Origin of the sequence: Methylobacterium sp. J-088, assembly GCF_022829295.1 — a bacterium.
Classification (GTDB): domain Bacteria; phylum Pseudomonadota; class Alphaproteobacteria; order Rhizobiales; family Beijerinckiaceae; genus Methylobacterium.
On sequence record NZ_JAKSYH010000049.1, the window covers coordinates 94,274 to 118,405 of the forward strand.

The following is a 24,132-nucleotide window of genomic DNA, read 5'->3' on the forward strand; positions in this document are numbered from 1 at the left end:
GGGCTATTCGGCAGCGGCTGGCGTCTTGATACGGAGCTGGTGGTAGGCGCTCATCTCCTCGGCGGCGACCGGCACGATGAACGGGTCGACCGCGCGCTTGGCGTGGGCCATCTGGCCCTGACCATCCTTGAACAGCACGGTGTGGCAATTCCAGTTCGCGTCGTCGGTCTCGGGGTGATCGACGCGCAGGTGATAGAAGCCCCACCGGCTCTCGGTGCGGTAGAGCGAGGCCGCGGCCGCCATGTCGGCACAGTCGAGGATCGTCTGCATCTCCAGCGCCCGGTGCAGCTCGTGCGGGTCGCGGGCGCAAAGCAGGTCGAGGTCCTCGCGGATTTCGGCGAAGCGGCGCTGTCCGAGTTCCATCTTGGCCGTCACCTTCGGCGGCTCGAGGTAGTCGTTGACCAGGCGGCGCGTCTTGAACTCCATCTCATGCGGGGTGAGGCCGTCGTCGCGCCGGGTCGGCGCCAGGACCCGTTCGCGCTCGGCAGCGATATCGGCCTCGTCGTGGTCCGCCAGCGCGTTCGCCGAGCAGTACGCGGCAGCATCGGCGCCGGCGATGCCGCCGTTCACGAAGGCACCAAGCATGTAGTTGTGCGGCACGCTCGCCATGTCGCCGACGGCGTAGAGGCCCGGGACCGTGGTGCGGGCAAATTCGTCGACGAAGACGCCAGAGGCCGAGTGGCCGGAGCAGAAGCCGATCTCGGAGATGTGCATTTCCACGGGGCGCCTCCGGTAATTGGTGCCGCGCCGCTCGTGGAAGCGCCCGCGTGAGGGCCGCTCGTTCGAGTGCAGGATGGTTTCGATCTCCGAGATCGTCTCCTCGCGCAGATGGTCCATCTTGAGGAAGACCGGGCCATTGCCCCCCTGCAGCTCACGCCAGAACTCCAGCATCATCTGGCCCGACCAGTAATCGCACTCGATGAAGCGCTCACCGCGATTGTTCGCCGTGTATCCGCCGAACGGGCCGGTGACGTAGGCGCAGGACGGCCCGTTATAGTCCTTGATCAGCGGGTTGATCTGGTAGCATTCGAGGTTCGCGAGCTGCGCGCCCGCATGGTAGGCCATCGCGTAGCCGTCGCCGCAATTGGCCGCGTTCTCGTAGGTGCCGAACAGGTAGCCCGAGGCAGGCAGGCCGAGTCGCCCGGCCGCTCCGCAGGCGAGGATCACCGCCTTGGCCTTCACCACGAGGAACTCGGAGGTGCGCGTGTTGACGCCGATGGCGCCGGCGATCCGACCGTCCGGACCCTTGAGCAGCCGGGTCGCCATGTAGCGGTTGGTGACGCCGACCTGAAGGCGGCGGAGCTGCCGGTAGAGGACCTTCTTGACGTTGTGCCCCTCGGGCATCGGCAGCACGTAGGTCCCCATGTGGTGGACCTTGCGCATGTTGTACTCGCCCGACCCGTCCTTCTCGAACTTGACTCCGAGCTTGTCGAGGTACTGGATCATCGGGAAGGAGCCCTGCGCGTAGGCCATCACCGCCTTCTGGTTGACGATGCCGTCGTTGGCGACGGTGATCTCCTTCACGTACTGCTCGGGCGTGGCGTAGCCCGGCACGACGGCGTTGTTGAGTCCGTCCATGCCCATGCTGATCGCGCCCGAGCGCTTGACGTTCGCCTTCTCCATCAGGACGACGCGGAGCTTTGGGTCGGCCTCCTTGGCCTTGATGGCGGCCATCGGGCCGCCGGTGCCGCCGCCGATTACCAGGATGTCGGTCTCGAGGATCTCGGTCTTCGTCGAGGATTCGAAGGCGCTCATGGTAAGGTCTCGCGTCAGCGGAGTGGCGGCGCTCGTGCGATCGCCGAGGAATCGGATCGGGGGTTCAGGCGGCCTGCGCCGCGGCTCGCGGGCTGTCGTCGGCCTCGGCCGCGAGGGCACGCAGGTAAGCCCAGGGGAAGATCCCGCGGGCGTGACCGTCGGTGAACGCGATATGGACGGCATAGCCGCCGATGGGTTCGACGCGGGTGACCGCGATGTCGGGGAAGGCGTCGGGGAAGCGGTCCGCGGCCCGATCGCGGGTGCACCACGCGCACCGGCAACGAAGACGCAGATGCTCAGCGGGCAGCGTCGCGGTCAGTCCGTCATGCCAAATCAGTCTGAGCGCGGTCCCGCCGCGTGAGAGGGTCGCGGCGTTGGGGATCGCCTCGGGATCGAACGGAGGCGGGCTCGGAAGCTCGATCGCGCGGTTTGCCATACGCTCCTCCTCTGATGCCTTCGTCACAGAAGCCCAGGAGCGGTTGGTCCGACAGCAATTAGTTGCCCGAAATTTCAGTCAGGCGGCAGCAGGAGATGCGCATCACTCGTACACGGTGCGCTCAACGGGGCGTTGCGTAAGCTGTTCGCGTCTCCGGGACCAGACCTAATGCCGCCGACGCCGCTTCAGATCGGCCGGCGGAAGGATCGATCATCCTGGGACCACGCGCCTCGACTTATCCGAGCTACGACCGACGCCTCAACCGACAAGCAGCCGTTCGGCTTCGCACCCATATCGGTCGCTGAGAGAGCCGTAACGCCGTCTCCAGAACGGACTTCCCAAGGGGATGCGCCGATCCTGGATCGCTGGCGCCATCCTTGCCTCAGGTGATGTGTCCGAAGCCGGAGTCGCATGCCATGACTGTCACCGATCATGCCCTCGCCTGGACACAGCTATTCGGGGAACTCGACCGGAGTGGCTTGGCGCTACACCTGCAGATCCGTCGGGCAGTCGTGACCGCCATCGAACGGGGGCTGTTCACCGCAGAGGCTCGGCTGCCTTCGACGCGCCAGTTGGCGGCTCTGCTCGGGGTCGCTCGCAACACCGTGGTGAACGCGTACCAGCAGCTCATCGACGAGGGTTTCCTGGTCGCTCACGAGCGCAGCGGGATTTTCCTGGCGCCGGATCTGACCGTCTCTGAGACACGCGGACCGACCCACGGACGAACCATCGCGTGGTCTCGGCGCTTCGCGGTCCGGCCGGCGCAGCTGCGGCAGATCACCAAGCCCCGGGACTGGCTCGACTATCCCTATCCCTTCCTATTCGGACAGTTCGATCCGTCCCTGTTCCCGGCCAACGACTGGCGCGAGAGCGTGCGGGCCGCCTCCGGGGTATCCGAGATCAACGCCTGGGCGGGCGATCTGATCGACGAGGACGACGCCGATCTCGTGGAGCAGCTCCGCCTGCAGGTGCTGCCGCGGCGGGGCATCTTCGCGAGCGCCGGCGAGGTGATGGTCACCATCGGCTCGCAGCAGGCCCTCTCGCTGCTGATCCAGCTGCTGGTCGGCCGCGACACAGCGGCGGGCGTCGAGGACCCCAGCTATCCCGATACCCGCAACATGCTGACCCTCGCCACCGACGACCTCGCGACGCTCGCCATCGACCGGCACGGGGTCGTGCCCGATGCCGCCTTCGCCAGCCGGGACGTGGCGTTCGTCACTGTGGGGCATCAGTGCCCGACCACCGCGGTGATGCCGCTGGAGCGGCGCCGCGCCCTCCTCGAAGCCGCGCGGCGGCACGACGTCGTCCTGGTCGAGGACGATTACGAGGCCGACCTCGCGCTGGCGGACGAGATCCCGTCCCTCAAGAGCCTCGATACGGACGGCCGCGTGATCTATGTCGGCAGCTTCTCGAAGGTGCTCGCGCCGGGCCTGCGGGTCGGTTACGTGGTGGCGCCCCGGGCCGTGATCGCGGAGCTGCGCGTGCTGCGGCGGCTGATGCTGCGCCATCCGCCCTCGAACAATCAGCGCGCCACCGCGATGTTCGTGGCGCTCGGGCATTACCGCACGCATCTGCGCCGGACCGCCACCGTCCTGGAGGAGCGCGCCGTCCGGATCGCCGGCCTGCTGCCCCGCCTCCTGCCCGCGTTCCGCTGGCGGCGCGACCCGGGGGCCACGAGCTTCTGGGTGGAGGGGCCTGTCGGCCTCGATGCCCGGGATCTCAGCGTGCGCGGCCGCGCCCGCGGCGTCCTGATCGAGCCGGGCGACATCTTCTACGCCGATCCGGAGGCCGGCCGTGCCTGCTTCCGCCTGGGCTTCGCCTCGATCCGCACCGACCGGATCGAGGCGGGCCTCACCCGCCTCGCGGAACTGGTCACGCCGGCTGGAATCCCCATGTCACAGGGTATGCCCGAGCAAGTCTGAGACCGCCTGTACCACGCTCGTGACGGCGACGGTGCAGAGCAGCAGGATCGACAGGGCGCGATGCCCCCGTCCGGCACCGAGCCTGAGAAGCGCCTCGCCGAGCCGGCTGCCGGCGACGATGAGCGGAATGCCGACGATAACCGGGATCGCCAGAAAGACCCCGAAGAGCCCGGCGGTCGCGAGGCTGACGGCGCTGGCGATCGACGTCGCCAGGAAGAACACCAGCAGCGAGGCGCGCCCCTGCTGCGGCGAAAGCGGCGTTGCGAGGTAATAGGCGACCACGGGCGGACCCGGCATCGCCGCGAGCCCATTACACAGGCCGGCGGTGACCCCGACCGCCAGGGTCGCGCTGCCGCGCGGAAGCCCGGCGAAGCGAAAGCCGCGCAGGAGCGCGACGGTCCCGCAACCGCAGACCAGCGCGATGCCGAGCCGGGCGACGTCCGGGCTGGCCGCAGCCAGCGCGGCGACTCCGAGCGGTGATCCGATCGCCGTGCCGGCGACGAGCCAGCGGAGCGAGGGCCAATGGCAGGTTCGGCGCGCCCGCGGCAGGTCGGACAGGCTCGCGCAGAACTGGAGGGCGACCGCGAGCGGGACGCACTGGCTCGGTGGGAGCGAGAAGCCGAGCAGCGGCACGGCCGCCAGGGCGAAGCCGAAGCCCGTAAAGCCGCGGATCAGCGCCGCGGCGAAGATCGCGGCCGCGATCGCGATCAGAGATGCCGGCTCGGGCATCGGAAGAGGGGGAGGCACCGCCCTAACGCATGTCGACCACGATGGTCTTCTTGCGGGTGAAATGCTCCAGCATCGACTCCAGGGAGGCCTCCTTGCCGAGGCCCGACTTCTTGAAGCCGCCGTAGCTGAGATTCGGCTGGATCGTCAGGTTCTGATTGACCTGGACATAGCCCGCATCCAGCGCGTGCGACATCCGCAGCGCCCGGCGCAGGTCCCGGGTCCAGACCGTTGCGGCGAGGCCGAACGCGCCCGCATTCGCCGACTCCAGGACCGCCTCCTCGTCGGAGAACGGCACGATGCAGGCGACCGGACCGAAGATCTCGTCGCGCATGAGCGGGCTGTCCTCGGTCAGACCGGTGAACAGGACTGGCTCCACGAACAGGCCCTCGGCGAGATTCGGCGCGGCCGGCAGGCGCCCGCACCGCACGGCCCGCGCGCCCGGCGTGGCCTCGCCCTGGGCGATGTAATCCATGATCTTGGCACGCTGCCGGGCATTGATCACGGTGCCGATATCGGTGGCCTCGTCCAGGGGATCGCCCATCCGGAGGTTCGAGACGGCGGCGGCCAGACGCTCCACGAACCGGTCGTGCAGCTCAGCGTCGACGTAGATCCGGCTCGAGGCGGTGCAGCTCTGGCCCTGTCGGGTGAAGCGCATGCCAGCCACCGCGCCCGCGACGGCCCGGTCGAGGTCCGCATCCGCGAACACCAGCATCGGACTCTTGCCGCCGAGTTCCAGGCTCACTGGGATCAGCTTGTCGGCGGCCTCGCGGTAGATCGCCTCGCCCACCGCCTGCGAGCCCGTGAAGGTGACCTTGGCGACGTCCGGGTGCCGGACCAGCGGCGCTCCGCAGGCGGGACCGGTGCCGCAGATCACGTTGAGGACGCCGGGCGGCAGGAGATCGGCCAGGAGGCGCGCCGCCTCGATCGTCGCGAAGGGGGCCTCCTCGGACGCCTTCACCACCACGGTATTCCCGGCGACCAGAGCCGGTCCGATCTTGAGCGCCATCAGCACGAGGGGCACGTTCCAGGGCAGGACCGCCGCCACCACGCCCAGGGGCTCGCGGGTGGTCAGCGCGAGCATGTCCGGGCTGAACGGCAGCGTCTCGCCCTTCAATTCGGTGGCAAGACCGCCGAACATCGCGAGGATGTCGGCCGCGGTGGCGATCTCGGGGCGGCACTCGGTGCGGATCGCCTTGCCGGTCTCGGCGGCCAGCAGCGGGGCGAGATCCGGGGACGCCGCCGCGATCCGGCGCCCGCCCTCGGCCACCAGCCGCCCGCGCTCGCGGGCCGGCACCCGCGCCCAGGCCCGACCGGCGGCGCGGGCCGCCGCGACCGCGGCCTCGACATCCGCCGGGCCGGCCGCCGGCGCCGGGGCCAGGGCGTGCCCGGTGGCGGGATCGAGGACGGTCAGGCCATCGCCGTCCACCGGGCCGACCAGCGCATTGCCGATCAGGTGGCGGCCGGCTAGGGCGGCGAGGAGATCGCGCACACCCCGGGGAAGGCGCGCCTGCCCGCACGTTTGGCTCTCGGGGGCGTTCGACATGGGCGACTCACTCGTGGCTCAGCTTTGGGCGTCCCGCCGTCGATAGGGGCGCCCCGTGCGTCGCGACAGGTCCAGCCGGCGGCGCGTGAGGGGGCCAGGGCGGGACCCGGCTGCCCTCAGGCCTTTCCCTTCCAGGGGACCAGCACGCGCTCGAGCTGGCGCAGGCCGACCTCGAACAGGGTGGCGAAAAGGCCGATCAGCAGGATCCCCATCACCACGACGTCGGTGCGCAGGAAGTTGGAGGCGTTGAGGACGAGCTGGCCGAGCCCGGCCTGGGCCGCCACCATCTCGGCGGCGACCAGGGTGGTCCAGCCCACGCCCATGCCGATCCGCAGACCGATCAGGATCTCCGGCAGCGCCGCCGGGAGCACCACGTAGCGCAGGACCTGCGCACGGCTCGCCCCGAGGGCGCGCGCCGCGTTGATCTGGTCGGCGGAGGCCGAGAGCACGCCGGAGCGGGTCGCCAGCGCCACCGGGGCGAAGCAGGCGAGGACGATCAGCAGGACTTTCGACAATTCGCCGATCCCGAACCAGATGATCATCAGCGGCAGGTAGGCGAGCGGCGGCAGGGGCCGGTAGAACTCGATCAGCGGGTCGAGGATGCCGCGGGCGATCCGGCTCGTCCCCATGGCCAGCCCGGCGGGGATGCCGAGCAAAGTGGCGAGCCCGAAGGCCCCGAGGACGCGTAGCAGGCTGTCGCGGACATGGATGCCGAGGGGGGCACCATCCAGATCGCCGTTCCAGGCCTGGCCGAGGGCCGACAGGACCGCCTCCGGCGGCGGCAGGAACAGCGGCTTGATCCAGCCGATATGGGTCGCGACCGCCCAGAGGCCGAGGCAGGCCAGTACGGTAGCGGTGCTGACGATCGGCACCAGCGCGCCGCTGCGGCGGGCCGGGCGCTTGGGACGGGCCCGCTGCGGTTCGGGCACGGCCGTCGCGTCGAGGGGCAGTCCGCTCATCGGGAGCCCCCGAGTGCTGGATCGGTCCGGTGATGGATGCGCGCGAGCACGCGCTCCCGCACGGCGATGAAGTCGGGATCCGACTTGACCGCCCGGGCCTCCCGCCCGGCCACGACCGCGCGCGAGAACGGCAGGTCGATCGTCTCGACGATGCGGCCAGGCCGCGGGCTCATGATCAGGAGTTTCGTGGCCAGGAACACCGCCTCCTCGACGTCGTGGGTGATGAAGAAGGCCATCTTGCCGGTCCGGTGCCAGATTCGAAGGATCAGCTCTTGGACCTGCTCGCGCGTGAACGCGTCGAGGGCGCCCAGGGGCTCGTCCATCAGCAGGGCGCGCGGGTCGGCGGCGAGCGCCCGGGCGATGCCGACCCGCTGCTGCATGCCCCCGGAGAGTTCGTAGACCTTCCGGTCGGCGAATTCGGCCAGTCCGACGAGGTCGAGCATCGCCTGGGCGATCCGGCGCCGCTCCGGGCGCGCGACGCCGCGCAGCTTGGGGCCGAACGCCACGTTCTCGGCCACGCTCAGCCAGGGCATCAGGGCGTGGCGCTGGAACACCACCCCCCGGTCGGCCCCCGGCCCCCGGATCGGCACGCCGTCGAGGAGGATGCTGCCCTCGGTCGGTTCGAGGAAGCCCGCGATCGCCGAGAGCAGGGTGGTCTTGCCACAGCCGGAGGCGCCGAGCGCGACCACGAACTCCCCGGGCCGGATCGTCAGGTTCACCTGCGAGAGGGCGACGATGCCGGCCTCGCCCTCCCCGTAATGGACGCTGACGTTGCGGATCTCGATCATGCCGCCCTCTGAAGCCGCCGCTTACTTCCGGGCCGCCGCGACGTAATCCCCGGTGACGAACCGGCCGTAATCCGGCGCCAGGGCCTGGACGCGGCCCTGCGCCTTCAGGAATTCGGCGGTCTCAGTCAGGGCCTTGGCGGCCCCGCCGCCGAGCCAGGCCGGGGAGGCCTGCGCGTCGAGGGCCGGGAAGCGGTAGCTCGCGAGGCTCGCCGGCACCTCCGCGGGATCGGCGCCGGTGATCTTGGCCACCGCCTTCACCTTGGGCGAACCGGCGGCCCAGGGCTTGGCCCCGTAGGCGGTGTCCTCGGCGGCGATCAGCTTCACCAGGGTGACCAGGAAGTCCCGGTTCTGCGCAGCCCAGGCCCGGTTGACCACGAGGCCGTCGAAGGTCGCCTTGCCCTTGCGGGCGATGTCGCCGGCCGACATCACCACCGTGCCGGACTTCTTCACCCGGGCGAGGACCGGATCCCAGATGAAGGTCGCGTCGATGTCGCCGCGCTCCCAGGCGGCGGCAATCTCGGGCGGACGCATGTTGAGGATCGTCACGTCCTTCTGGCTCAGCCCGGCATCGGCCAGGGCGGCGATCAGCTGGTAGTGGGAGGTCGAGACGAATGGCACCGCGACGGTCTTGCCGCGCAGGTCGGACACGCTCTGGATGCCGGTGCCGTTGCGCGCCACGAGTTGCTCGGCGTCGGCAATCTCGTCGAGGATCCAGAAGAGCTGGATGTCGAGCCCCTGCGAGGCCGCCGCGGCGATCGGGCTCGAGCCCGCCTCGCCGATCTGAACGTTGCCCGACGCCATGGCGCGGATCACGTCGCCGCCGCCGCCAAACTTGCGCCAGGTCACCGTGTAGCCGGTAGCCTTCTCGATCGCCCCCGAGGCCATCAGGGCCCGGAACGGCACCACCATGTCCTGGTGGGCGAAGGTGACCGACTTCTCGGCGGCCCAGGCGGGGCCGGGCGCGAGGAGGCCCAGAACCAGGGGCGTCAGGGCGGTCAGGAGCGTGCGCACCACGGAGCGGCGCGGGTTCGATCGCGGCCTTACGCTGTCCATGTCCACACTCCCCCTTGAGCAAACCGGATCGAAGCGGCTCGGCTTGCGACAGGGTCCGACAAGGCAAGCCCCGTGCACAAGGGGCCAGACTCTGCCCAAATCGTCTCCGACTGGCTCCTCCGCCCCTTGGTGCGCCCCCCAACTGGATGCGTCTTTGGCCTCGCTCTGGATCTCGTCTGCCGGCCTGCCGCGGCGTTAGGTCAGCGCGAACGACGGCCGCCTGTGGGCGCGCAAGGGGAGCGCAATGCTATGAGTGAAGCGACGATTGAAGCCGAGCGCCACGCCCTGCTGGAACGCCTGTTCGCCGCCTTCAACCGCCACGACGCCGAGGGTGTCATGGCCTGCTTCACGCCGGGTGTCGTGTTCGACACCGCCGCCGGTCCGGAGGCGCACGGCCGCCGGCTGTCCGGCCAGGACGCGGTGCGGGCGGCCTTCGTGGCGGTCTGGACCGACATGCCGGATGTGGCCTGGACGGTGTCGCGCCACACGCTGGCGGGGGAGCGAGCGACATCGGAATGGCTGTTCACCGGCACCCGGGCCGATGGTGGCCGGGTCGCCGTGGAGGGGGTCGACCTGTTCGTGTTCGAGGGCCGGCTGATCGCCCGCAAGAGCGCCTTCCGCAAGGATCGCCCGGTCCAGGCGGCCTGAGGGAGGCGGAGCGTGAGTCTGACCCCCGATCCCGTCCCGCGCCCGACCGGCGCGCCCTACGATCCGACCTACGACCCGCTGACCGACGCCACCCCGGGGACGGACCGCGCCTACGCGCCGACCTACTGGGTGGCCACCGCAGGCCCGCCGCCGGCCGATGACGGCCCGATCACGGGGGACGTCGATGCGGACGTGGTGATCGTCGGCTCGGGCTTCACCGGCCTGTCCTGCGCCCTCAGCCTCGCCCGCGATCACGGCATCAAGGCTACCGTCTTGGAGGCCAACCGGGTCGCCTGGGGCTGCAGTACCCGCAACGGCGGCCAGGGTCAGAACGCTTCGGGCCGGCTCAGCCGCTCGCAATGGATCGCCCGCTACGGCCGCGAGACCGCGCTCCGCCTCCACGCCGAGATCCTAGAGGGCTTCAAGTATTTCACCGGCCTCGTGCGCGAGTTCGATCCCGATCCGCAGCCCGGCGGCCACATCTACGTCGCCCATCGGTCCCGAACCTTGGCCAAGCTTTCGGCCGAGTCCGAGGTCGCCAACTCGGTCTTCGGCTACCGCACCCGGATGCTGGGCGCGGACGAGCTGCGGCGCGACTGGATGGACGAGGCCGGGGCGGTCGGCGCGCTCCACGAACCGCTTGGGATCGGCATCCATCCGGGCAAGTTCGCCTTCGGTTACCTCCGGGCCGCACGGGCGGCCGGGGCCAAGGTCCACCCTTCCAGTCCGGTGCTCGGGATCGATCGCGACGGCGGCGGCTTCCGGGTGCGGACGCCCCACGGGACCGTGCGGGCCCGCGCGGTCGCGATCGCCACGGGCGGCTATACCAGCCAGGGGCTGCACCCGCGCCTGCGCAGCCGGATCATGCCGATCCTGTCGAATTCTCTGGTCACGCGGCCGCTCACCGCCGACGAGATCGCCGCGACGCTGCGCACGACGACCTTCGTCACCGACACGCGCACCCTGCGGTTCTATTACCGCCGGCTGCCGGACGGCCGGGTGCAGATCGGCAGCCGCAGCGCGATCACCGGCGCGGACGCGACCCATCCACGCCACCTGCGCCTGCTGGTGGACGGCCTGCACCAGAAATTCCCGGTCCTCGAAGGCATCGGGATCGACTATTCGTGGTGGGGCTGGGTCGATGTCAGCCACGACATGATGCCCCGCATCGTCCAGCCCGAACCGGGCGAGCCCCTGTTCTATGCCATGGGCTACGGCGGCAACGGCGTCGCGTTCTCGGCCCAGGCCGGCCGCCGGCTCGCTGGGCTGGTCGCTGGGCGCAGGCCCGCGGGCCTGCCGATCTTCGAGGGAGCGCTCCCGGGCCACCCCTTCGCCCCGTTCCGGCGCATCGGGCAGCGGATGCTGTATCGCTGGTACCATCACCGCGACGAGGCGGCCTGAACCGGCCGCCGCCGGCGGACACGAAGAGGCCGTCCCGTGCGTTCGGGGCGGCCTCTTCGTATGGAGGTGGAGGACCGCGTGGCGTCAGGCGGCCTGGGCCCGGTCGAAATTCGGTACCTCGATCTCGCCGACCCGGTGACAGGCGACGTAGTGGCCCGGGCCGGTCGCCAGCAGGGTAGGATCCTCGGCACGGCAGCGCTCGACCGCGAACGGGCACCGCCCGGCGAAGCGGCAGCCGGCGGGCGGATCGATCGGGCTCGGCGGCTCGCCGCGCACGAGGTAGCGCGCCTTCAGGGCGTCCCGCGCGGGACCGGCCGGCACCGCCGCCGAGATCAGCGACCAGCTGTAGGGATGGCGCGGAGCGGAGAAGAATGTCCGCGTCGGCGCCTGCTCGACGATGCGGCCGAGATACATCACCGCGACCTCGTCGCAGAGGTGCTGCACGACGCCGAGGTCGTGCGAGATGAAGATGTAGGCGAGGCCGCGCTCGGCCTGGAGCTTGGCCAGGAGGTTGAGGATCTGCGCTTGGATCGCGACGTCGAGGGCCGACACCGCCTCGTCGCAGACAATGATGTCGGGCTCGGTCGCCAGCGCCCGGGCGATGCACAGGCGCTGGCGCTGCCCGCCCGAGAACTGGTGCGGGAACAGGCTCCGGGCCTCGGAGGGCAGGCCCACCGCGGCGAACAGCCCGTCGAGCCGCGCCGCCGCCCGCCTGCGCGAGAGCCCCTCCAGCAGCCGCAGCGGCTCGGCCACGAGATCCCCGGCGCAGCGCCGGGGATCGAGGGAGGCGAACGGGTCCTGAAACACCATCTGGATGTGGCGCCGCGCCTGCCGGAGCCGGGCGCCCCGGAGGCCGAGGATGTCGTCGCCGCGCAGGACCACCTGACCCGCGGTCGCCGGGACGAGGCGCATGATCCCCTGCGCCGTGGTCGACTTGCCGGAGCCGGATTCCCCGACGATGCCGAAGCTGGCGCCCCGGCGCACGACGAAGCTCACGCCATCGACCGCGTGGACGCGCCCGCCCCCCGGGACCGGGAAGTGGACCTTCAGATCGTTGACCTGCAGCAGGTCCGCCCCGGTCGGGAATGATGCGGCGTTCGTCGTCATGCGGCGCGGGTCTCCGGATGCCAGCAGGCCACCGCCCGGGACGGGCCAGCCTCGGCCAGGGGCGGCTGGAGATTGTCCAGGCAGATGGCATCGGCCCGGCCGCAGCGGTCCGCGAAGGCGCAGATCGCCGGTCGCCGGCCGAGCGGCGGAACGAGGCCCGGGATCTCACGCAGCGGCCCCGTCCCCGCATCGGCCGCCGCGCCGAGGCGCAGATGCGGCGTGCAGCCCATTAGCCCCCGCGTGTAGGGATGCTGCGGCGCGCGCATCACCGACCGGGTGTCGCCCTGCTCGATACAGCGCCCGGCGTAGAGCACCGCCACGGTGTCGGCGATGTCGGCCACCGCGCCGAGGTCGTGGGTGATCAGCACGATGGCGGTGCCCATCTCGTCCTGCAGGGCCTTCAGCAGGTCGAAGACCTGCGCCTGGACGGTCACGTCGAGCGCCGTTGTGGGCTCGTCGGCGATCAGGAGCTTGGGCCGACAGGCCAGCGCCATGGCGATCATCACCCGCTGGCGCATGCCGCCGGAGAGTTCGTGCGGGTAGGCATGCAGGCGCCGTTCGGCCGCGGGGATCTGCACGGCCCTGAGCATCGCCAGCGCCCGCTCCAGCGCGGCGCGGCGCCCGAGCCGCTGGTGGAGCCGCAGCGCCTCGGCGATCTGGTCGCCCACCGTGTAGACTGGATTCAGGGCCGTCATCGGCTCCTGGAAGATCATCGACAGGGCGCTGCCGCGCAGGGCCCGCAGCCGGGCCGGCTTGGCGGTTGCGATATCCTCCCCGGCGAGCCGGATCCGGCCGCCGGCCCGGGCGAAGCCCTCCGGCAGCAGACCCATGATGGCCAGCGCCGTCATGCTCTTGCCGCAACCGGATTCGCCGACGAGCGCGACGGTGCGGCCGGCCTCGACGGAAAAGCTCAGCCGCTCCAGGACCGGCACGGGGCCGTCCGTCTGCGTCAGGGTGACGGTCAGATCCTCGACGGCGAGAACGGGGGCCATCGCTCAGCTCCGCTTGCGCAGGCGCGGATTGACCGCGTCGTTGACCGCGTCGCCCACGAGGCTGACCCCGAGGACCGCGAGGAAGATCGCCGCCCCGGGCAGCAGCACGGTCCACCACGCCTCCAGGGCGTAGGCGCGGTTCTGGCCGATCATCAGCCCCCAGCTCATCACGTTGGGGTCGCCCAGCCCGAGGAAGCTCAGGGCGCCCTCGAACAGCACGGCGGTGCCGATCGCCAGCGTCGCGGAGACCACGATCGGCGGCGCGGCGTTCGGCAGGATCACCCGGCCGATCAGGTAGAGCGGTCCGGCGCCGGCCGCCCGGGCCGCTTTGACGAAGTCGAGACCGCGCAGGCGCAGGAACTCGGCCCGGGTCAAACGGGCCGTGGGCGGCCAGGACACGATGCCGATCGCGATCGTGGTGATAGCGATCCTTTGGCCGAACAGGGTGACCAGAACCATCGCGAACAGCAGGGTCGGCAGCACCTGGAAGAACTCGGTGACCTTCATCAGCGCCGCGTCGACCCGGCCGCCGAAGAAGCCTGCGAGCGCCCCGAAGGTCACGCCGATCACCACGGTGATGAGGGCCGCCGAGAACCCGACCAGCAGGGTCGCGCGGCCGCCCTGGAGCAGAGCTGCGAGGATATCCTGGCCGAGGTAATCGGTACCCAGCACCGGGTCGCCCCCGGGGGGCTGGAACGGGGCGCCGACGATCTCGAACGGGTCGACCCCGTAGAGGTGCGGGCCCGCCAGCGCGGCGAACAGGAGGCCGATCAGGATGACGGAGCCCAGGAGCCCGCTCGGGTTGCGCAGGAACAGGCGCAGGGCGGCAAGGCCGGGATTCGCCGCGGGACGCGGCATCGGGACCGCCGCCTCGGAACGCATCGGCTCGGGCCGCACCGCCGGCTCGGCCGCGACGAGGGCGCTCATGCCGGCCTCCCGGCGCGGATCCGCGGGTCGATCAGGCGATAGAGGAGGTCGGTGACGAGGTTCGCCGCGATGACCAGCAGCGCCGAGCAGAACAGGATCCCGAGCAGCGTCGGGTAGTCGCGCCGCAGGATCGAGTCGAAGGTCAGCCGGCCGAGCCCCGGCCACGCGAACACGGTCTCCACCAGGATCGCCCCGGCGAAGAGCTGACCGAACTGGAGCCCGACCATGGTGACGAGGGGGATCAGCGCGTTGCGCAGCGCGTGCTTGCCGATCACGATCCGCTCCGGCAGGCCCTTGGCCCGGGCGGTCCGGACGTAGTCGGCGTTGAGCGCGTCGATCATGCTGGCGCGCATCAGGCGGCTGTACTGCGCGACGTAGACGATGCCGAGGGTCAGCGCCGGCAGGACCAGGTGCTGGGCGACGTCGAGACCGTAGGCGAGGCCGTGGCGCGGGGTGGCCACGTCCTCCATCCCGGCGACCGGGAGCACCGGCCACAGGGAGGCGAACACGACCAGCAGCATCAGGCCGGTCCAGAACACCGGCGCGGCGTTGCCGGCGATCGCCACCAGGGAGACCGCGTGACTGAGGAGGCCGTTCGGTTTGCGGGCGCCCAGGATCCCGAGGCCGGCGCCGGTGAGCACCGCGAAGCCGAGGGACGACAGGACCAGCACGGCGGTGGCCGGCAGCCGCCCGAGGATGAGGCGCGAGACCGGCTCGTTGAAGAAGAACGAGTAGCCGAGATCGCCCCGCGCGACCTTGCCGACATAGGTCGCGAGCTGCTCGGGCAGGCTGCGGTCGAGGCCGTAGCGCGTGCGGATCTCGGCCATGATCTCCGGCGAGGCACCGCCCATCTCCCCGGCGATGACCTGCGCCGGATCACCTGGCGCCGCCTGGATCAGCAGGAAGTTCAGTACCACCACGGCGAGCAGCAGGCCGACGGCGTTCGCTGCCGTCGCGCCGAGCCTGCGCAGGCCCGTCATCGCTCGGCTCCGGCGGCGCCCTGCGCCCAGGCGACCTCGTCGAGGGGCGAGAGCGGCCCCCAGATCGACAGGGGCAGGTTCGTCAGGCGCTTGTCGTAGACCGCCTTGTAGGGGGTGAGGTTGAGATAGGCGATCGGCGCCTCGGACACGACTATCTTTTGGAACTCGTCGTAGAGCGCCTTGCGCTTCTGCAGGTCTGTCTCGACCGCGGCGGCGTTCAGCAGTTCGTCGACCTTCGGGTTCTTGTACTGCTGGGTATTCGACCAGATCACACCCTTGCGGATATTGGTCGACAGGTAGGTCCGCGCCACGCCGATCACCGGGTCGCCCCAGTTGAAGACGTTGTCCATGGTCAGGTCGAAATCGAAGTTGGAGACGCGCTGCGCCCAGGTTGGGAAGTCCGGCGCAGCGCGGACCTGGAGGGCGATGCTGATCCGCTTGAGGCCGGCCCGCAGGTACTCGGCGACGTTGCGCTGCTGATCGTTGTCGTTGGGGATGTAGTCGATGGTGAGCTGGAACCGCGTGCCATCCGGCCCCTTCTTCAGGCCGGCCTCGTCGAGCAGGGCGTCCGCCTCGGCGATGTCGAGCTTGTAGAGGTCGACGGCCGGCTCGTAGAACGGCGAGCCCGGCACGATCGGGCCGGTGGCCGCCTTCGCGACGCCGCCGAGCAGCTTGCCGGTGATGAAGTCGCGGTTGGCCGCCAGCGCGATGGCCCGACGGACGCGCACGTCGTCGAGGGGCTTCTTCCCGCAGTTGAAGGCCAGCCAGTTGATCGGGCCGATCCCCTCGAAGCCGCGATCCGTCACGGTCAGGGTCGGCGCCTTGGCGAGTCGCTCGATGTCGCGCACCGAGGAGAGGAACGGCAGCATGCCGATCTCGCGCCGCTCGGTGGCGATGACGAGGCTGTTCTGGTCCGGCAGGATCCGGTAGACGAGCCGCGCCAACCTGGGCCGCCCGGGGATGAAGAACCGGTCGAATCGCTCGAGCTGGATCGACTCGCCCTGCTTGTACTCCACGAACTTGAACGGGCCGGAGCCGACGGGCTTCAGGTTGGCCGGGTGGGTCTTGATGTCCTGGCCGTCGCCGTAGACGTGCTTGGGCAGGATCGGCATCAGGCCGGGCGACATGGCCAGCAGCAGCGCCGGGTGCGGGCGCGCGAGCCGGATGATGACCGTGTGGGCATCGGGGGTCTCGACCGTCGAGACCGGCTCCAGCATGGTCTGGAACGGATGGTTGGCCTTGATCACCCCGATCGAGAAGGCGACATCCTCGGCGGTCAGCGGGTGGCCGTCGTGGAAGACGGCGTCCTCCACGAGGTGGAGCGTCACGCTGAGGTTGTCGGGGGCGACGACCCAGGATTTCGCCAGGTAGGGTTGCGGGTTCCACTGGTCGTCGTAGCGCAGCGGGCTCGCGAAGATCTGCGTCGACACCATCCCAGTGGCGATGCCGGACTGCACGGCGCCGTTGAAGTGGCGCGGCACTTGGCTGGTGCCGATCACCAGCGGCGCGGCCGCGTCGTCGGCCAGCGCCTTCGGCAGGTCGAGGATCGGGGTCGTCAGGGGTGCGGCGAGGACCGAGAGGCCGGCGCCGAGGAGCGTGCGTTTGGTCAGGCGCATCGGGTTCGGTCTCCGTGTGGGGTGTGCGGGTGTCGCATCGCGGCGTCGAGGAGGCCGGCGAGCGTCGGGCCGGCTTCGGGATCGGTCGCCGCGATGCCGACGAGTTCGGCTTCGTCCGGCGCAGGCTCGGGCAGCGGCGACAGGCTCCAGCGGCGCCCGACCATCTGCAGCAGGTGCATCCCGGGCCTGTCGGCCAGACCGAGGCGACCCTTCAGCCGCAGGAGTGCGGCCGGCATGCCGGCGAGCGCGCGTTCGAGCGCGGCGCGGTCGAACGCGCCCGCGCGCCGGTAGAGCAGGCGCTGGAAGGCCTCCTCGTGCGGCACCGCCTCGGCCCGCAGCCGGGTCGATCCCCGCCGGGCCCGGTCCGGACCTGCGCCGCCGAGATCGAAGACAGAAGCGGGCAGCGCGGCCGCCACGGTCTCGATGACCGGGACGCCGGGCGCGAGGGCGGCGAGCGTATCCCGGGCTACCGCGCGACCCGCTTCGTCCACGAGGTCGCGCTTGTTGAGAACGAGGAGGTCGGCCGCGCGGATCTGGCGGGCGAGGGTATCGCCCAGGCGCGGGTCGGCGGCGAGGCCCGGCAGGCGCTCGGCATCCGCCAGCACGACGACGCCGCGCAGGACGAGGCTGGGCTCCACCAGGGCGATCTCCGCGATGGCGCCCGGATCGCCGACGCCGCTCGCCTCGATGACGATGTGGTCGAAGGGTTCGGGCTCCGCGAGGACGCGCATCAGCGTGTCGAGGAAGCCGTCGGCGAGGCTGCAGCAGACGCAGCCGTTGGTCAGCCGCAGGGTCTGCCCATCATGGTTCTGGATCAGGCCCGCATCGACGTTGATCGCGCCGAAATCGTTGACCAGCACCGCGTAGCGGCCCTGCGACCCGGCGAGCAGCCGGTTCAGCAGCGTCGTCTTGCCGGCCCCGAGGAAGCCGCCAACGACCGTGAGCGGGCAGCGCGTCGCGGGCGGGGGAAGCCCGCGCCTCATGCCGGCGGCACCGCGAAGACGCGGCCGCCCAACACCGTGGCGTGGACCGGAATGTCTTTGAGCGCCTCCGGGGGTACCGCGTAGGGATCCGCGTCGAGGACGGCGAAATCGGCGAACTTCCCGGCCTCGATGGAGCCGACGCAATGGTCCATCCGCAGGGTGTAGGCGGCCCCCAGCGTCACGGCGTGCAGGGCTTGGGCGACGCTCAGCCGCTCCTCGGGGCCGAGCACGCGCCCCGACGATGTGGTCCGGTTGACGGCGCACCAAGCGGTGAACAGCGGCCCGAGCGGCGTCACCGGCGCGTCCGAGTGGATCGCGAGCGGGATACCGAGCCGCGCCGCGCTCCTGGCGGCGTCGATCCGGGCTGCCCGCTCTGGCCCCATCGTCAGGTCGTGATGGGCGTCACCCCAGTAGTAGAGGTGGTTCGAGAACAGGTTGAGGCACAGGCCCAGGGCCTTGACCCGCCGCAGCTGCGCCTCAGTTGCCATCTGGCAATGCTGGAGGGTGTGCCGGTGGTCGGGACGGGGATGGGCGATCTGCGCCTTCTCGACCGCGTCGAGCGCCGCCTCGGTGGCCTCGTTGCCGTTGGTGTGGATGTGAAGCTGGATGCCGGCGGCGTGGTAGACGCCGACGATCCGGTCGAGATCCTCGGGGGCGACGTACCAGAGGCCGTTCGGCGCGCCGTTGTGATAGCCCGGCGGCAGGAGCCGGGCGGTGAAGCCCTGGATCGACCCGTCGACGACGATCTTCACGATGCCGAAGCGGAGGCGCTCGGTGCTAGCGGCGGCGAGGCGGCCGATCCTGGCGACCCCGTCTTCCGGGGGGCACGAGACCGAGGCCAGAGCCGGCACGATCCGCACCGGCAGTCCCTCGACGCAGGCAGCGCCGTAAACCGCCACGGTCGCGTCCGTGAGGTCGTTGTGCAGGTCGGCGATGGTGGTGATGCCCTGGAGTTGCGCAGCCGCGCCGAACCGGCCCACATCGGCGGCGTCGAGGGTCCCGCTCATCGGGTTGTAGCCGAGCCCCCGGAACAGGCGCAGCCGCGCGGCGATCCCCTGCAGCTCGCCGGACGGCGTGCCGTCCGGCAGCTTCGGCACGCCGTCGATGGCCGTGTGCTCATCGAAGCCGGCCATCTCCAGGAGCAGGCTGTTGACGTTGGTGATGTGCAGGCTGGCATGGTGGACCATCACCGGCCGGGTGGTCGAGACCCGGTCGAGGTCGTGGCGGGTCAGGCGCGCGCCGCCGAGATGCAGCGGATCGAAGCCCCAACCGTAGAGCAGCTGGTCCGGGTCGGCGATGGCCCGGTCCGCCTCCGAGAGCCGGTCCACGACGGCGCCGATGTCGCGCAGACCCGGCACGCGACGTCCGTCCGGGCTGCGGCGGTCGCCGGCGCCGACATAGGTCTGGCGCCAGAGGGTGCCCTCCATCACGTGGGCGTGCCCCTCGACGAAGCCGGGGAGGATGACCTTGTCGGCGAAGCGGCGATCCGGCACCGCGTCGAGCCCGTCGAACTCGGCCGGCGTCCCGACCATCAGCACGCGCCCGTCCCGCACGGCGATATGCGTCGCATCCGAACGCGATGGGTTCATCGTGATGACCCGCCGGGCCTCAAAGAGGGTGATCTCACTCGGCATGGCTGTCCTCGGCACGACGCTTAGGATGCCGGCCGTTCGCCCGGACCGCTAGCGCCAGACGCCGGGGATGAAGGGAGCCAGGGCGCGGCGCCGCCGATCGGAGCTCCGGCCCACGCGGCGATGCAGGTGCTGCCGGGGATGACATGGCCGGTTCCGCGTCCCGAACGGCTTGGTGGCCGACCGTACCACCACACCGAGGGATCAAAAACCTAGGCGGAAAGCCTCAGGATCACCGCGGACGATCCGGCGATGTGAGCCAAGGTGACCAGCACCGACCCGGTATGAAGCACGCCGAAACGTCTACGATTGCCCATGTCGGTCGCCCCGTTGATGGCCGGCATGAGGATTTGGCGCGCGAGGAGTGCCGTGACGGCGATGAGCCCCAAAATGAGAGCGGAGGTCCTATCGATGCTGGCTGTCAGCGCTGCGCCGAAGAGGGCGCACCCTATGACGAAAACGTAGAAGTGCGGGAAGGCGCGGCGCAGGAGCGGGCCTGCCGCGTCGGCGGGCAGAGCGCTAAACAAGAACGTGGCGAAGCCGAATGAGTACAGGATCATCCCGCCGAACAGGAGGGCGGTCAGGAGGATAGCTGTTTGCGAGAGCATCGGTTTCAAGCCTCATGATTTTCTGATCGCCCTTGCGGGTGGCGTTCGGTTCCCTCGGCCCCATCGATGCCGTGCTCCTTCCTCGGGAGAATACTCTCTTGCTTCACGAGCGAGGTGGGGGGCGACGCTCAGATCGAGTCTTTCAGTGTCTGTTTAGTGCAGGCATTGAACACGTCGCTGATCGCCAAGTTGGCATGCGCGTCCATGCACAGTGCGATGGACGTTGCCGTCGACCACCTCGGCTAGCGATCGGCCGTAGAGGACCGAGGCGAAGCGCGCCTCGTCCGTGTCCTGGGCCGAGGGCTTGGTACCGAACCAGTACAGGAACTTGGCTGCGTCCTCTTCCTTTACGAAGGCGGAGATCACCACCGAGGTCGAGAGCCCGATCGAGTCGGCGGTCTCGAAGCGGAAGCCCTGATCGGCGGCCGAAGTGCCCCGGTTGGACGAGGTCGTCCACTCGCGCGAGACGGGCGTTCGGTCGACGATGATCAAACGCGCGGCTGGCACATAATAGTCTGACAGCGTGCCGGTGTTGGGCAGCTTGGTGTGCGGGATCTGGACACGCTTGGCCGCGACCTTGCTCTCGGAGAGGAAGCGCTCCGAGCCAAACTGCGCCTGCGTTGTCTTCGTGTCCCCGCTCTCCGAGATCACAAAGGCTGATTGGTTCGGTAGGATCTCGATGTACTCGCCGTAGTCGTACTTGCTGAAGTAGGCGCGCGCGGGCTCGGGCGCTGCGGCAGAGGCAAGGCCCAGGACCAAGACGGCGAGTGGCACCCGGCGGGCGGGAGCCAGCCAGATCACTGCTAGAACGGCGAGGAGTGCCAGGAACGGCAGCGTGGAGCCGCCGGCGAGGTCAGCCGCGATCTGCGTCTTCAACGGAGCGATGTCGCTGTCGGACAGCTGATCGACGGCGATGCGACCCGCAGTCATGGCGGCCTCGGTCGAGGCGAGCCGAGGCAGGCCGGCGAAAATGGCCAGGGCGCCGAGCGAGAGGCCGGCGCGGATGAGGGTGGACATGGGAAGTCTCGATCGTTCAATGCCCATGACGGGCGACGGCAATATCAGTGTTCGGGATACGCTTGCTCAGTGGGGCTTCAATGAAGCTCGGCCTTGAGCCGAGCCAGCGTCGCATGGAACTTTTCGCACCTGCGTAAAGGTTGCCGAGCGGGTCTGGTCAGGCTAGTCGCTCGCGGGTTGCAGCCCAGTCCCTCGGGTCGATCTTCCTGACATCCGGTAAGATCGGACTTTCATGCGTCCGCTTCTGGTGACCGGGGAAGATCAACCTGACGACAGAATTGGGTTGGTTGGAGAGCGTCCGCTTTCGTGGTCGCCCGCCTCCGAAGCGGACCGGCAGCTTTCGTCCAGATGCAGCCTACACGAAGCGCTGGCCTAAGCGTCTAAGATGGGTGGAAAGCGGCTGATCCGCTTCCGAGGTGGCCAACAACGAAAGCCGCCGTTTGGCGGGCGTTGCTGGTTATTACCAGGGGCAAGGCTCGATTAGAACTGGCAGGGCTTCGGCAAGTAGGATCAGGCAGGGGAAGCTGAATATGGGTGGACGGCTATGCGCATCGGTGGTTCGGCGAGAAGCTCGATGATCTCGTCCCGCAGACTATCTGCAAGCGGGCTATTCTCATACCTATCTTTGGCTTCGTCGGAGTTGAACACTTCGATGTTCCAAAGCACATCGGGGTTGCCGTCTTCCCGCGCGATGATGTAGCGATCCGAGGCGCCGGATTTCGCCATACCGATGGTGGCAAGTTCGAAGAGCCTGTCTCTGGTTCCGGGCTTGGCCCGCATCCTGATTATGTAAGCAGGCCGATCCTGTAAGGTCATGCCGGTCCCTCAATTTGGCGGACAGCCAATTACTGCCGAATGGCCGATTTATGGGCCTCTAGCAACGGGGTCGGAGGTCGAGGCGGATCGGAAGCCGAATGGCGACTTGAAGTGATTTTCTGCCAGTCGGCTTTGGAGGATCAGCAGCGCGAGATAGGACGTTCGCTTAATCAGCCACTGAGATCCGCCTCAAGAGCCTCGGTCGGCTGATACCGGGCAGCGCCCTCCTCGACATCTCAGGCGGGCAACCGGGTGGTAGGCTTCCTGACCTCGTAATCGCGCATACCCGGTCCCGATCCCTTGATCTCAAAGTATCCTGCATCTCCAAGTGACTGGAGACGACCGAACAGAACGATGTCGCTAACCACCTGACCGGGTGGGTCAACCTCGTCGGTCAGGTGTTGCATGGTGCGCCCGATCACTCGTGCGGCTACTTCCCAGTCTCGTGTGGCTTGGGACATGAGCGCGGCGTCGTAGTGTGTCAGTGGAGCCGAGACCAAGCGGCCGTCGCGCACTATGCGCAGCGGTGCATTCTCGCTCCTCAATGCCGTCCACGCAGCAGCGGCGGCGTCGCGCTCGGTCCGAGAGAAGACGCGTCGCTTGTCCCTTAGGCCAGACGCGACGATGTCCTCGCGGCGCATGATCCCAAGCGACCAGGGCTTTCGAATGCCGTCGCGCGTGACGAAGTCGAGAGCCGTGGCGTCGATGATGTCGAACGGGCGGCCATTCATGCGGAACGCGAATTCGAGAAAACTGGCGTTCTCGGCCGCGTCGCTCATGCAGACCCAGTAGACCAGATGCACGCGGGGTGACGTAACTTCCATCCATGGCTCCTCTGCCTCACGCTGATCGGCGTAGGGATCGGGTCGCATGACGGCTCTGAGCCACGCGTGGCGAACATCTGGGTCCGGCGGATCGATGGGCCCGAAATGCAAGGAGCCTGAGAGCGCGATGACCCGCGCTTCGTCGCCCTGCGACCGCAGGGCGTCACGAATGGTGTCCGCCCTGCTCACACCCCATGCCACGTGGACGACTTCGGCCTCACTGGGCATCTGCGATCCTCATTGCCGCATAGTAATCAGGGCGGCTGGAAGCATTGTCACCATCCGACATGGCTGTGATGTGATCCTGCTGGGCTACTGTGTATCGTTTGGTAACAGCATCCCGAGGTTGTCGTGATCCCTCCCCGCTAAGCGTCGATCCTGCGTCCGGTTTTGGGCGAAGGGCAGACGAGCGTGGACGACCATGTTGGGTCGGTAGGAGCCTGTCCGCTTTTCCGGCGGCCCTGCTCCGAAACGGACCGATTGCTTTCGGCCAATCCTGGTCACCGCTCAGGGCCCGCGTGAGCGCCTGAGATGGGTGGATCTCTGACCGTCTGCTTGCGCGAAACTGAGGCATGAGAGCGGACGGCGAGATCCTGCATCATTTACTTGGTCACACTCAGCCGCACCCAGGACGCACCTGCAGCGGTTTGGCTCGGTCCACGACATAGAAACTGCCGCGGCGAAGGCGACATGCGCGCGTTCACCTGATCCGGCAGGTCGGCTTTGGACTTGGGGGGAGCCGGAGCGACTACTACGCGGCGTGAATGTTCGGCGGCCCGAGATGCTGCAGAAAATCCGGCTTGCCGAGGCTCACTCCAGCGCCGCGGAGGATCCCGTAGGCTGTGGTCACGTGGAAGAAGAAGTTCGGAAGCGCGAAGCCGGTGAGATAGGCCTGCCCGTTGAAGCGGTATCCCATGCCGTTCGGAAACTTCAGCTCGATTTCCCGCTCCGCGCCTGAGGCCAACGCCGCCGGATCAATGCCTTCAACGAAGGTAATCGTCCTGGCACAGCGCTCCTTGAGTTCAGCGAAGGTCGCCTCGACGTCGGGCATCGAGGGCGCTTCGATCCCAGCGAGCCGTGCCACCGCGTTCTTCGCGCTGTCGGACGCCATTTGGTACTGGGCAGGCAGTGGCCTCATGTCCGGAGCCAGCCGCCGGATGAGCAACTCGGCCTCCGGCTTTTCCGATGCCGCCTTGTCGAGCCACGTGCTCATGTTGCGAAGCGCGTTGACGAAGACGGGGACGCTGACGTCGTGGATGCTGATGCTCATCTGAGCTGGCTAAAGCACCTGCTTTCAAAGACACGGTGCGAAAGCGCACACCGTCTAAGGCTGCGTCGAACGGAGTTGCCAAACCGCGGACGAACATCCGCTTTGGAGAAGCGACGGGAGCGGTTCG

Annotated in this window: 22 protein-coding genes; 3 read left to right on the forward strand and 19 right to left on the reverse strand. The window is 69.2% G+C overall.

Annotated elements, in window-relative coordinates; translation table 11 throughout:
* Positions 1–3: 3 nt before the first annotated feature.
* Both MKK63_RS05800 and MKK63_RS05805 read right to left on the reverse strand, forming a co-directional pair.
* Entirely contained in the window at positions 4–1,755 is a 1,752-nt protein-coding gene (locus MKK63_RS05800) for a fumarate reductase/succinate dehydrogenase flavoprotein subunit (protein WP_243999554.1), read from the reverse strand.
* 64 nt (positions 1,756–1,819) lie between these two features.
* On the reverse strand, positions 1,820–2,191 hold the full coding sequence (locus MKK63_RS05805) for a DUF971 domain-containing protein (protein ID WP_243999556.1): 372 nt from the start codon (positions 2,189–2,191) through the stop codon (positions 1,820–1,822).
* A gap of 416 nt (positions 2,192–2,607) precedes the next feature.
* Between MKK63_RS05805 and MKK63_RS05810 the strand changes: the two genes are divergently transcribed.
* The gene (locus MKK63_RS05810; protein ID WP_243999558.1) at positions 2,608–4,113 is read left to right on the forward strand and encodes a PLP-dependent aminotransferase family protein; all 1,506 of its coding nucleotides are present in this window, start codon (positions 2,608–2,610) and stop codon (positions 4,111–4,113) included.
* Here MKK63_RS05810 and MKK63_RS05815 read toward each other — a convergent pair.
* From MKK63_RS05815 to tauA, 5 genes are all read right to left on the reverse strand, one after another.
* The gene (locus MKK63_RS05815) at positions 4,087–4,860 is read right to left on the reverse strand and encodes a sulfite exporter TauE/SafE family protein (protein WP_243999560.1); all 774 of its coding nucleotides are present in this window, start codon (positions 4,858–4,860) and stop codon (positions 4,087–4,089) included. The genes MKK63_RS05810 and MKK63_RS05815 overlap by 27 nt on opposite strands.
* Before the next feature lie 4 nt (positions 4,861–4,864).
* On the reverse strand, positions 4,865–6,385 hold the full coding sequence (locus MKK63_RS05820; RefSeq protein ID WP_243999562.1) for an aldehyde dehydrogenase family protein: 1,521 nt from the start codon (positions 6,383–6,385) through the stop codon (positions 4,865–4,867).
* A gap of 116 nt (positions 6,386–6,501) precedes the next feature.
* Positions 6,502–7,344, reverse strand: a complete 843-nt coding sequence (locus MKK63_RS05825; RefSeq protein WP_243999563.1) for an ABC transporter permease subunit — start codon at positions 7,342–7,344, stop codon at positions 6,502–6,504.
* Complete coding sequence (locus MKK63_RS05830) at positions 7,341–8,132, reverse strand: taurine ABC transporter ATP-binding protein (RefSeq protein ID WP_243999564.1); 792 nt, start codon at positions 8,130–8,132, stop codon at positions 7,341–7,343. The genes MKK63_RS05825 and MKK63_RS05830 overlap by 4 nt, the downstream gene beginning before the upstream one ends.
* 21 nt (positions 8,133–8,153) lie before the next feature.
* Positions 8,154–9,185: a taurine ABC transporter substrate-binding protein gene (tauA, locus tag MKK63_RS05835; RefSeq protein ID WP_243999566.1), complete on the reverse strand. Its 1,032-nt coding sequence runs from the start codon at positions 9,183–9,185 to the stop codon at positions 8,154–8,156.
* Positions 9,186–9,434: 249 nt separating this feature from the next.
* On the opposite strand from tauA, the gene MKK63_RS05840 reads away from it, so the two are divergent.
* Positions 9,435–9,833 (forward strand): nuclear transport factor 2 family protein, encoded by a 399-nt coding sequence (locus MKK63_RS05840; protein ID WP_243999568.1) that lies wholly within the window; start codon positions 9,435–9,437, stop codon positions 9,831–9,833.
* Positions 9,834–9,845: 12 nt separating this feature from the next.
* Positions 9,846–11,234, forward strand: a complete 1,389-nt coding sequence (locus MKK63_RS05845) for an NAD(P)/FAD-dependent oxidoreductase (protein WP_243999571.1) — start codon at positions 9,846–9,848, stop codon at positions 11,232–11,234.
* An 84-nt stretch (positions 11,235–11,318) separates the two neighbouring features.
* Here MKK63_RS05845 and MKK63_RS05850 read toward each other — a convergent pair whose 3' ends face one another.
* The 12 genes from MKK63_RS05850 to MKK63_RS05905 form a co-directional block, all read right to left on the reverse strand.
* Positions 11,319–12,341: an ABC transporter ATP-binding protein gene (locus MKK63_RS05850; RefSeq protein WP_243999574.1), complete on the reverse strand. Its 1,023-nt coding sequence runs from the start codon at positions 12,339–12,341 to the stop codon at positions 11,319–11,321.
* Positions 12,338–13,333: an ABC transporter ATP-binding protein gene (locus tag MKK63_RS05855; RefSeq protein WP_243999576.1), complete on the reverse strand. Its 996-nt coding sequence runs from the start codon at positions 13,331–13,333 to the stop codon at positions 12,338–12,340. Before MKK63_RS05855 ends, MKK63_RS05850 begins: the two co-directional genes overlap by 4 nt.
* Before the next feature lie 3 nt (positions 13,334–13,336).
* Complete coding sequence (locus MKK63_RS05860; protein ID WP_243999578.1) at positions 13,337–14,260, reverse strand: ABC transporter permease; 924 nt, start codon at positions 14,258–14,260, stop codon at positions 13,337–13,339.
* Positions 14,257–15,240, reverse strand: a complete 984-nt coding sequence (locus MKK63_RS05865) for an ABC transporter permease (RefSeq protein WP_243999580.1) — start codon at positions 15,238–15,240, stop codon at positions 14,257–14,259. The genes MKK63_RS05860 and MKK63_RS05865 overlap by 4 nt, the downstream gene beginning before the upstream one ends.
* Positions 15,237–16,856 carry an ABC transporter substrate-binding protein gene (locus MKK63_RS05870; RefSeq protein WP_243999582.1) on the reverse strand — a complete coding sequence of 540 codons (1,620 nt, stop codon included), beginning with the start codon at positions 16,854–16,856 and terminating at the stop codon, positions 15,237–15,239. Before MKK63_RS05870 ends, MKK63_RS05865 begins: the two co-directional genes overlap by 4 nt.
* The gene (locus MKK63_RS05875; protein WP_243999584.1) at positions 16,847–17,839 is read right to left on the reverse strand and encodes a CobW family GTP-binding protein; all 993 of its coding nucleotides are present in this window, start codon (positions 17,837–17,839) and stop codon (positions 16,847–16,849) included. Before MKK63_RS05875 ends, MKK63_RS05870 begins: the two co-directional genes overlap by 10 nt.
* Positions 17,836–19,473, reverse strand: coding sequence for an amidohydrolase (locus MKK63_RS05880; RefSeq protein ID WP_243999586.1), 1,638 nt, complete (start codon positions 19,471–19,473; stop codon positions 17,836–17,838). Before MKK63_RS05880 ends, MKK63_RS05875 begins: the two co-directional genes overlap by 4 nt.
* Positions 19,474–19,682: 209 nt before the next feature.
* Entirely contained in the window at positions 19,683–20,078 is a 396-nt protein-coding gene (locus MKK63_RS05885) for a DUF4149 domain-containing protein (protein ID WP_243999682.1), read from the reverse strand.
* Positions 20,079–20,231: 153 nt separating this feature from the next.
* A complete protein-coding gene (locus MKK63_RS05890; protein WP_243999588.1) occupies positions 20,232–21,095 on the reverse strand; it encodes a hypothetical protein in 864 nt (287 codons plus the stop codon).
* Between the two features lie 510 nt (positions 21,096–21,605).
* Positions 21,606–21,911 (reverse strand): putative quinol monooxygenase, encoded by a 306-nt coding sequence (locus tag MKK63_RS05895; RefSeq protein ID WP_243999590.1) that lies wholly within the window; start codon positions 21,909–21,911, stop codon positions 21,606–21,608.
* 236 nt (positions 21,912–22,147) lie between these two features.
* Positions 22,148–22,963 (reverse strand): DUF3658 domain-containing protein, encoded by an 816-nt coding sequence (locus tag MKK63_RS05900; protein ID WP_243999592.1) that lies wholly within the window; start codon positions 22,961–22,963, stop codon positions 22,148–22,150.
* A gap of 523 nt (positions 22,964–23,486) precedes the next feature.
* Positions 23,487–24,005, reverse strand: coding sequence for a DUF1993 family protein (locus MKK63_RS05905; RefSeq protein WP_243999594.1), 519 nt, complete (start codon positions 24,003–24,005; stop codon positions 23,487–23,489).
* Positions 24,006–24,132 lie beyond the last annotated feature (127 nt).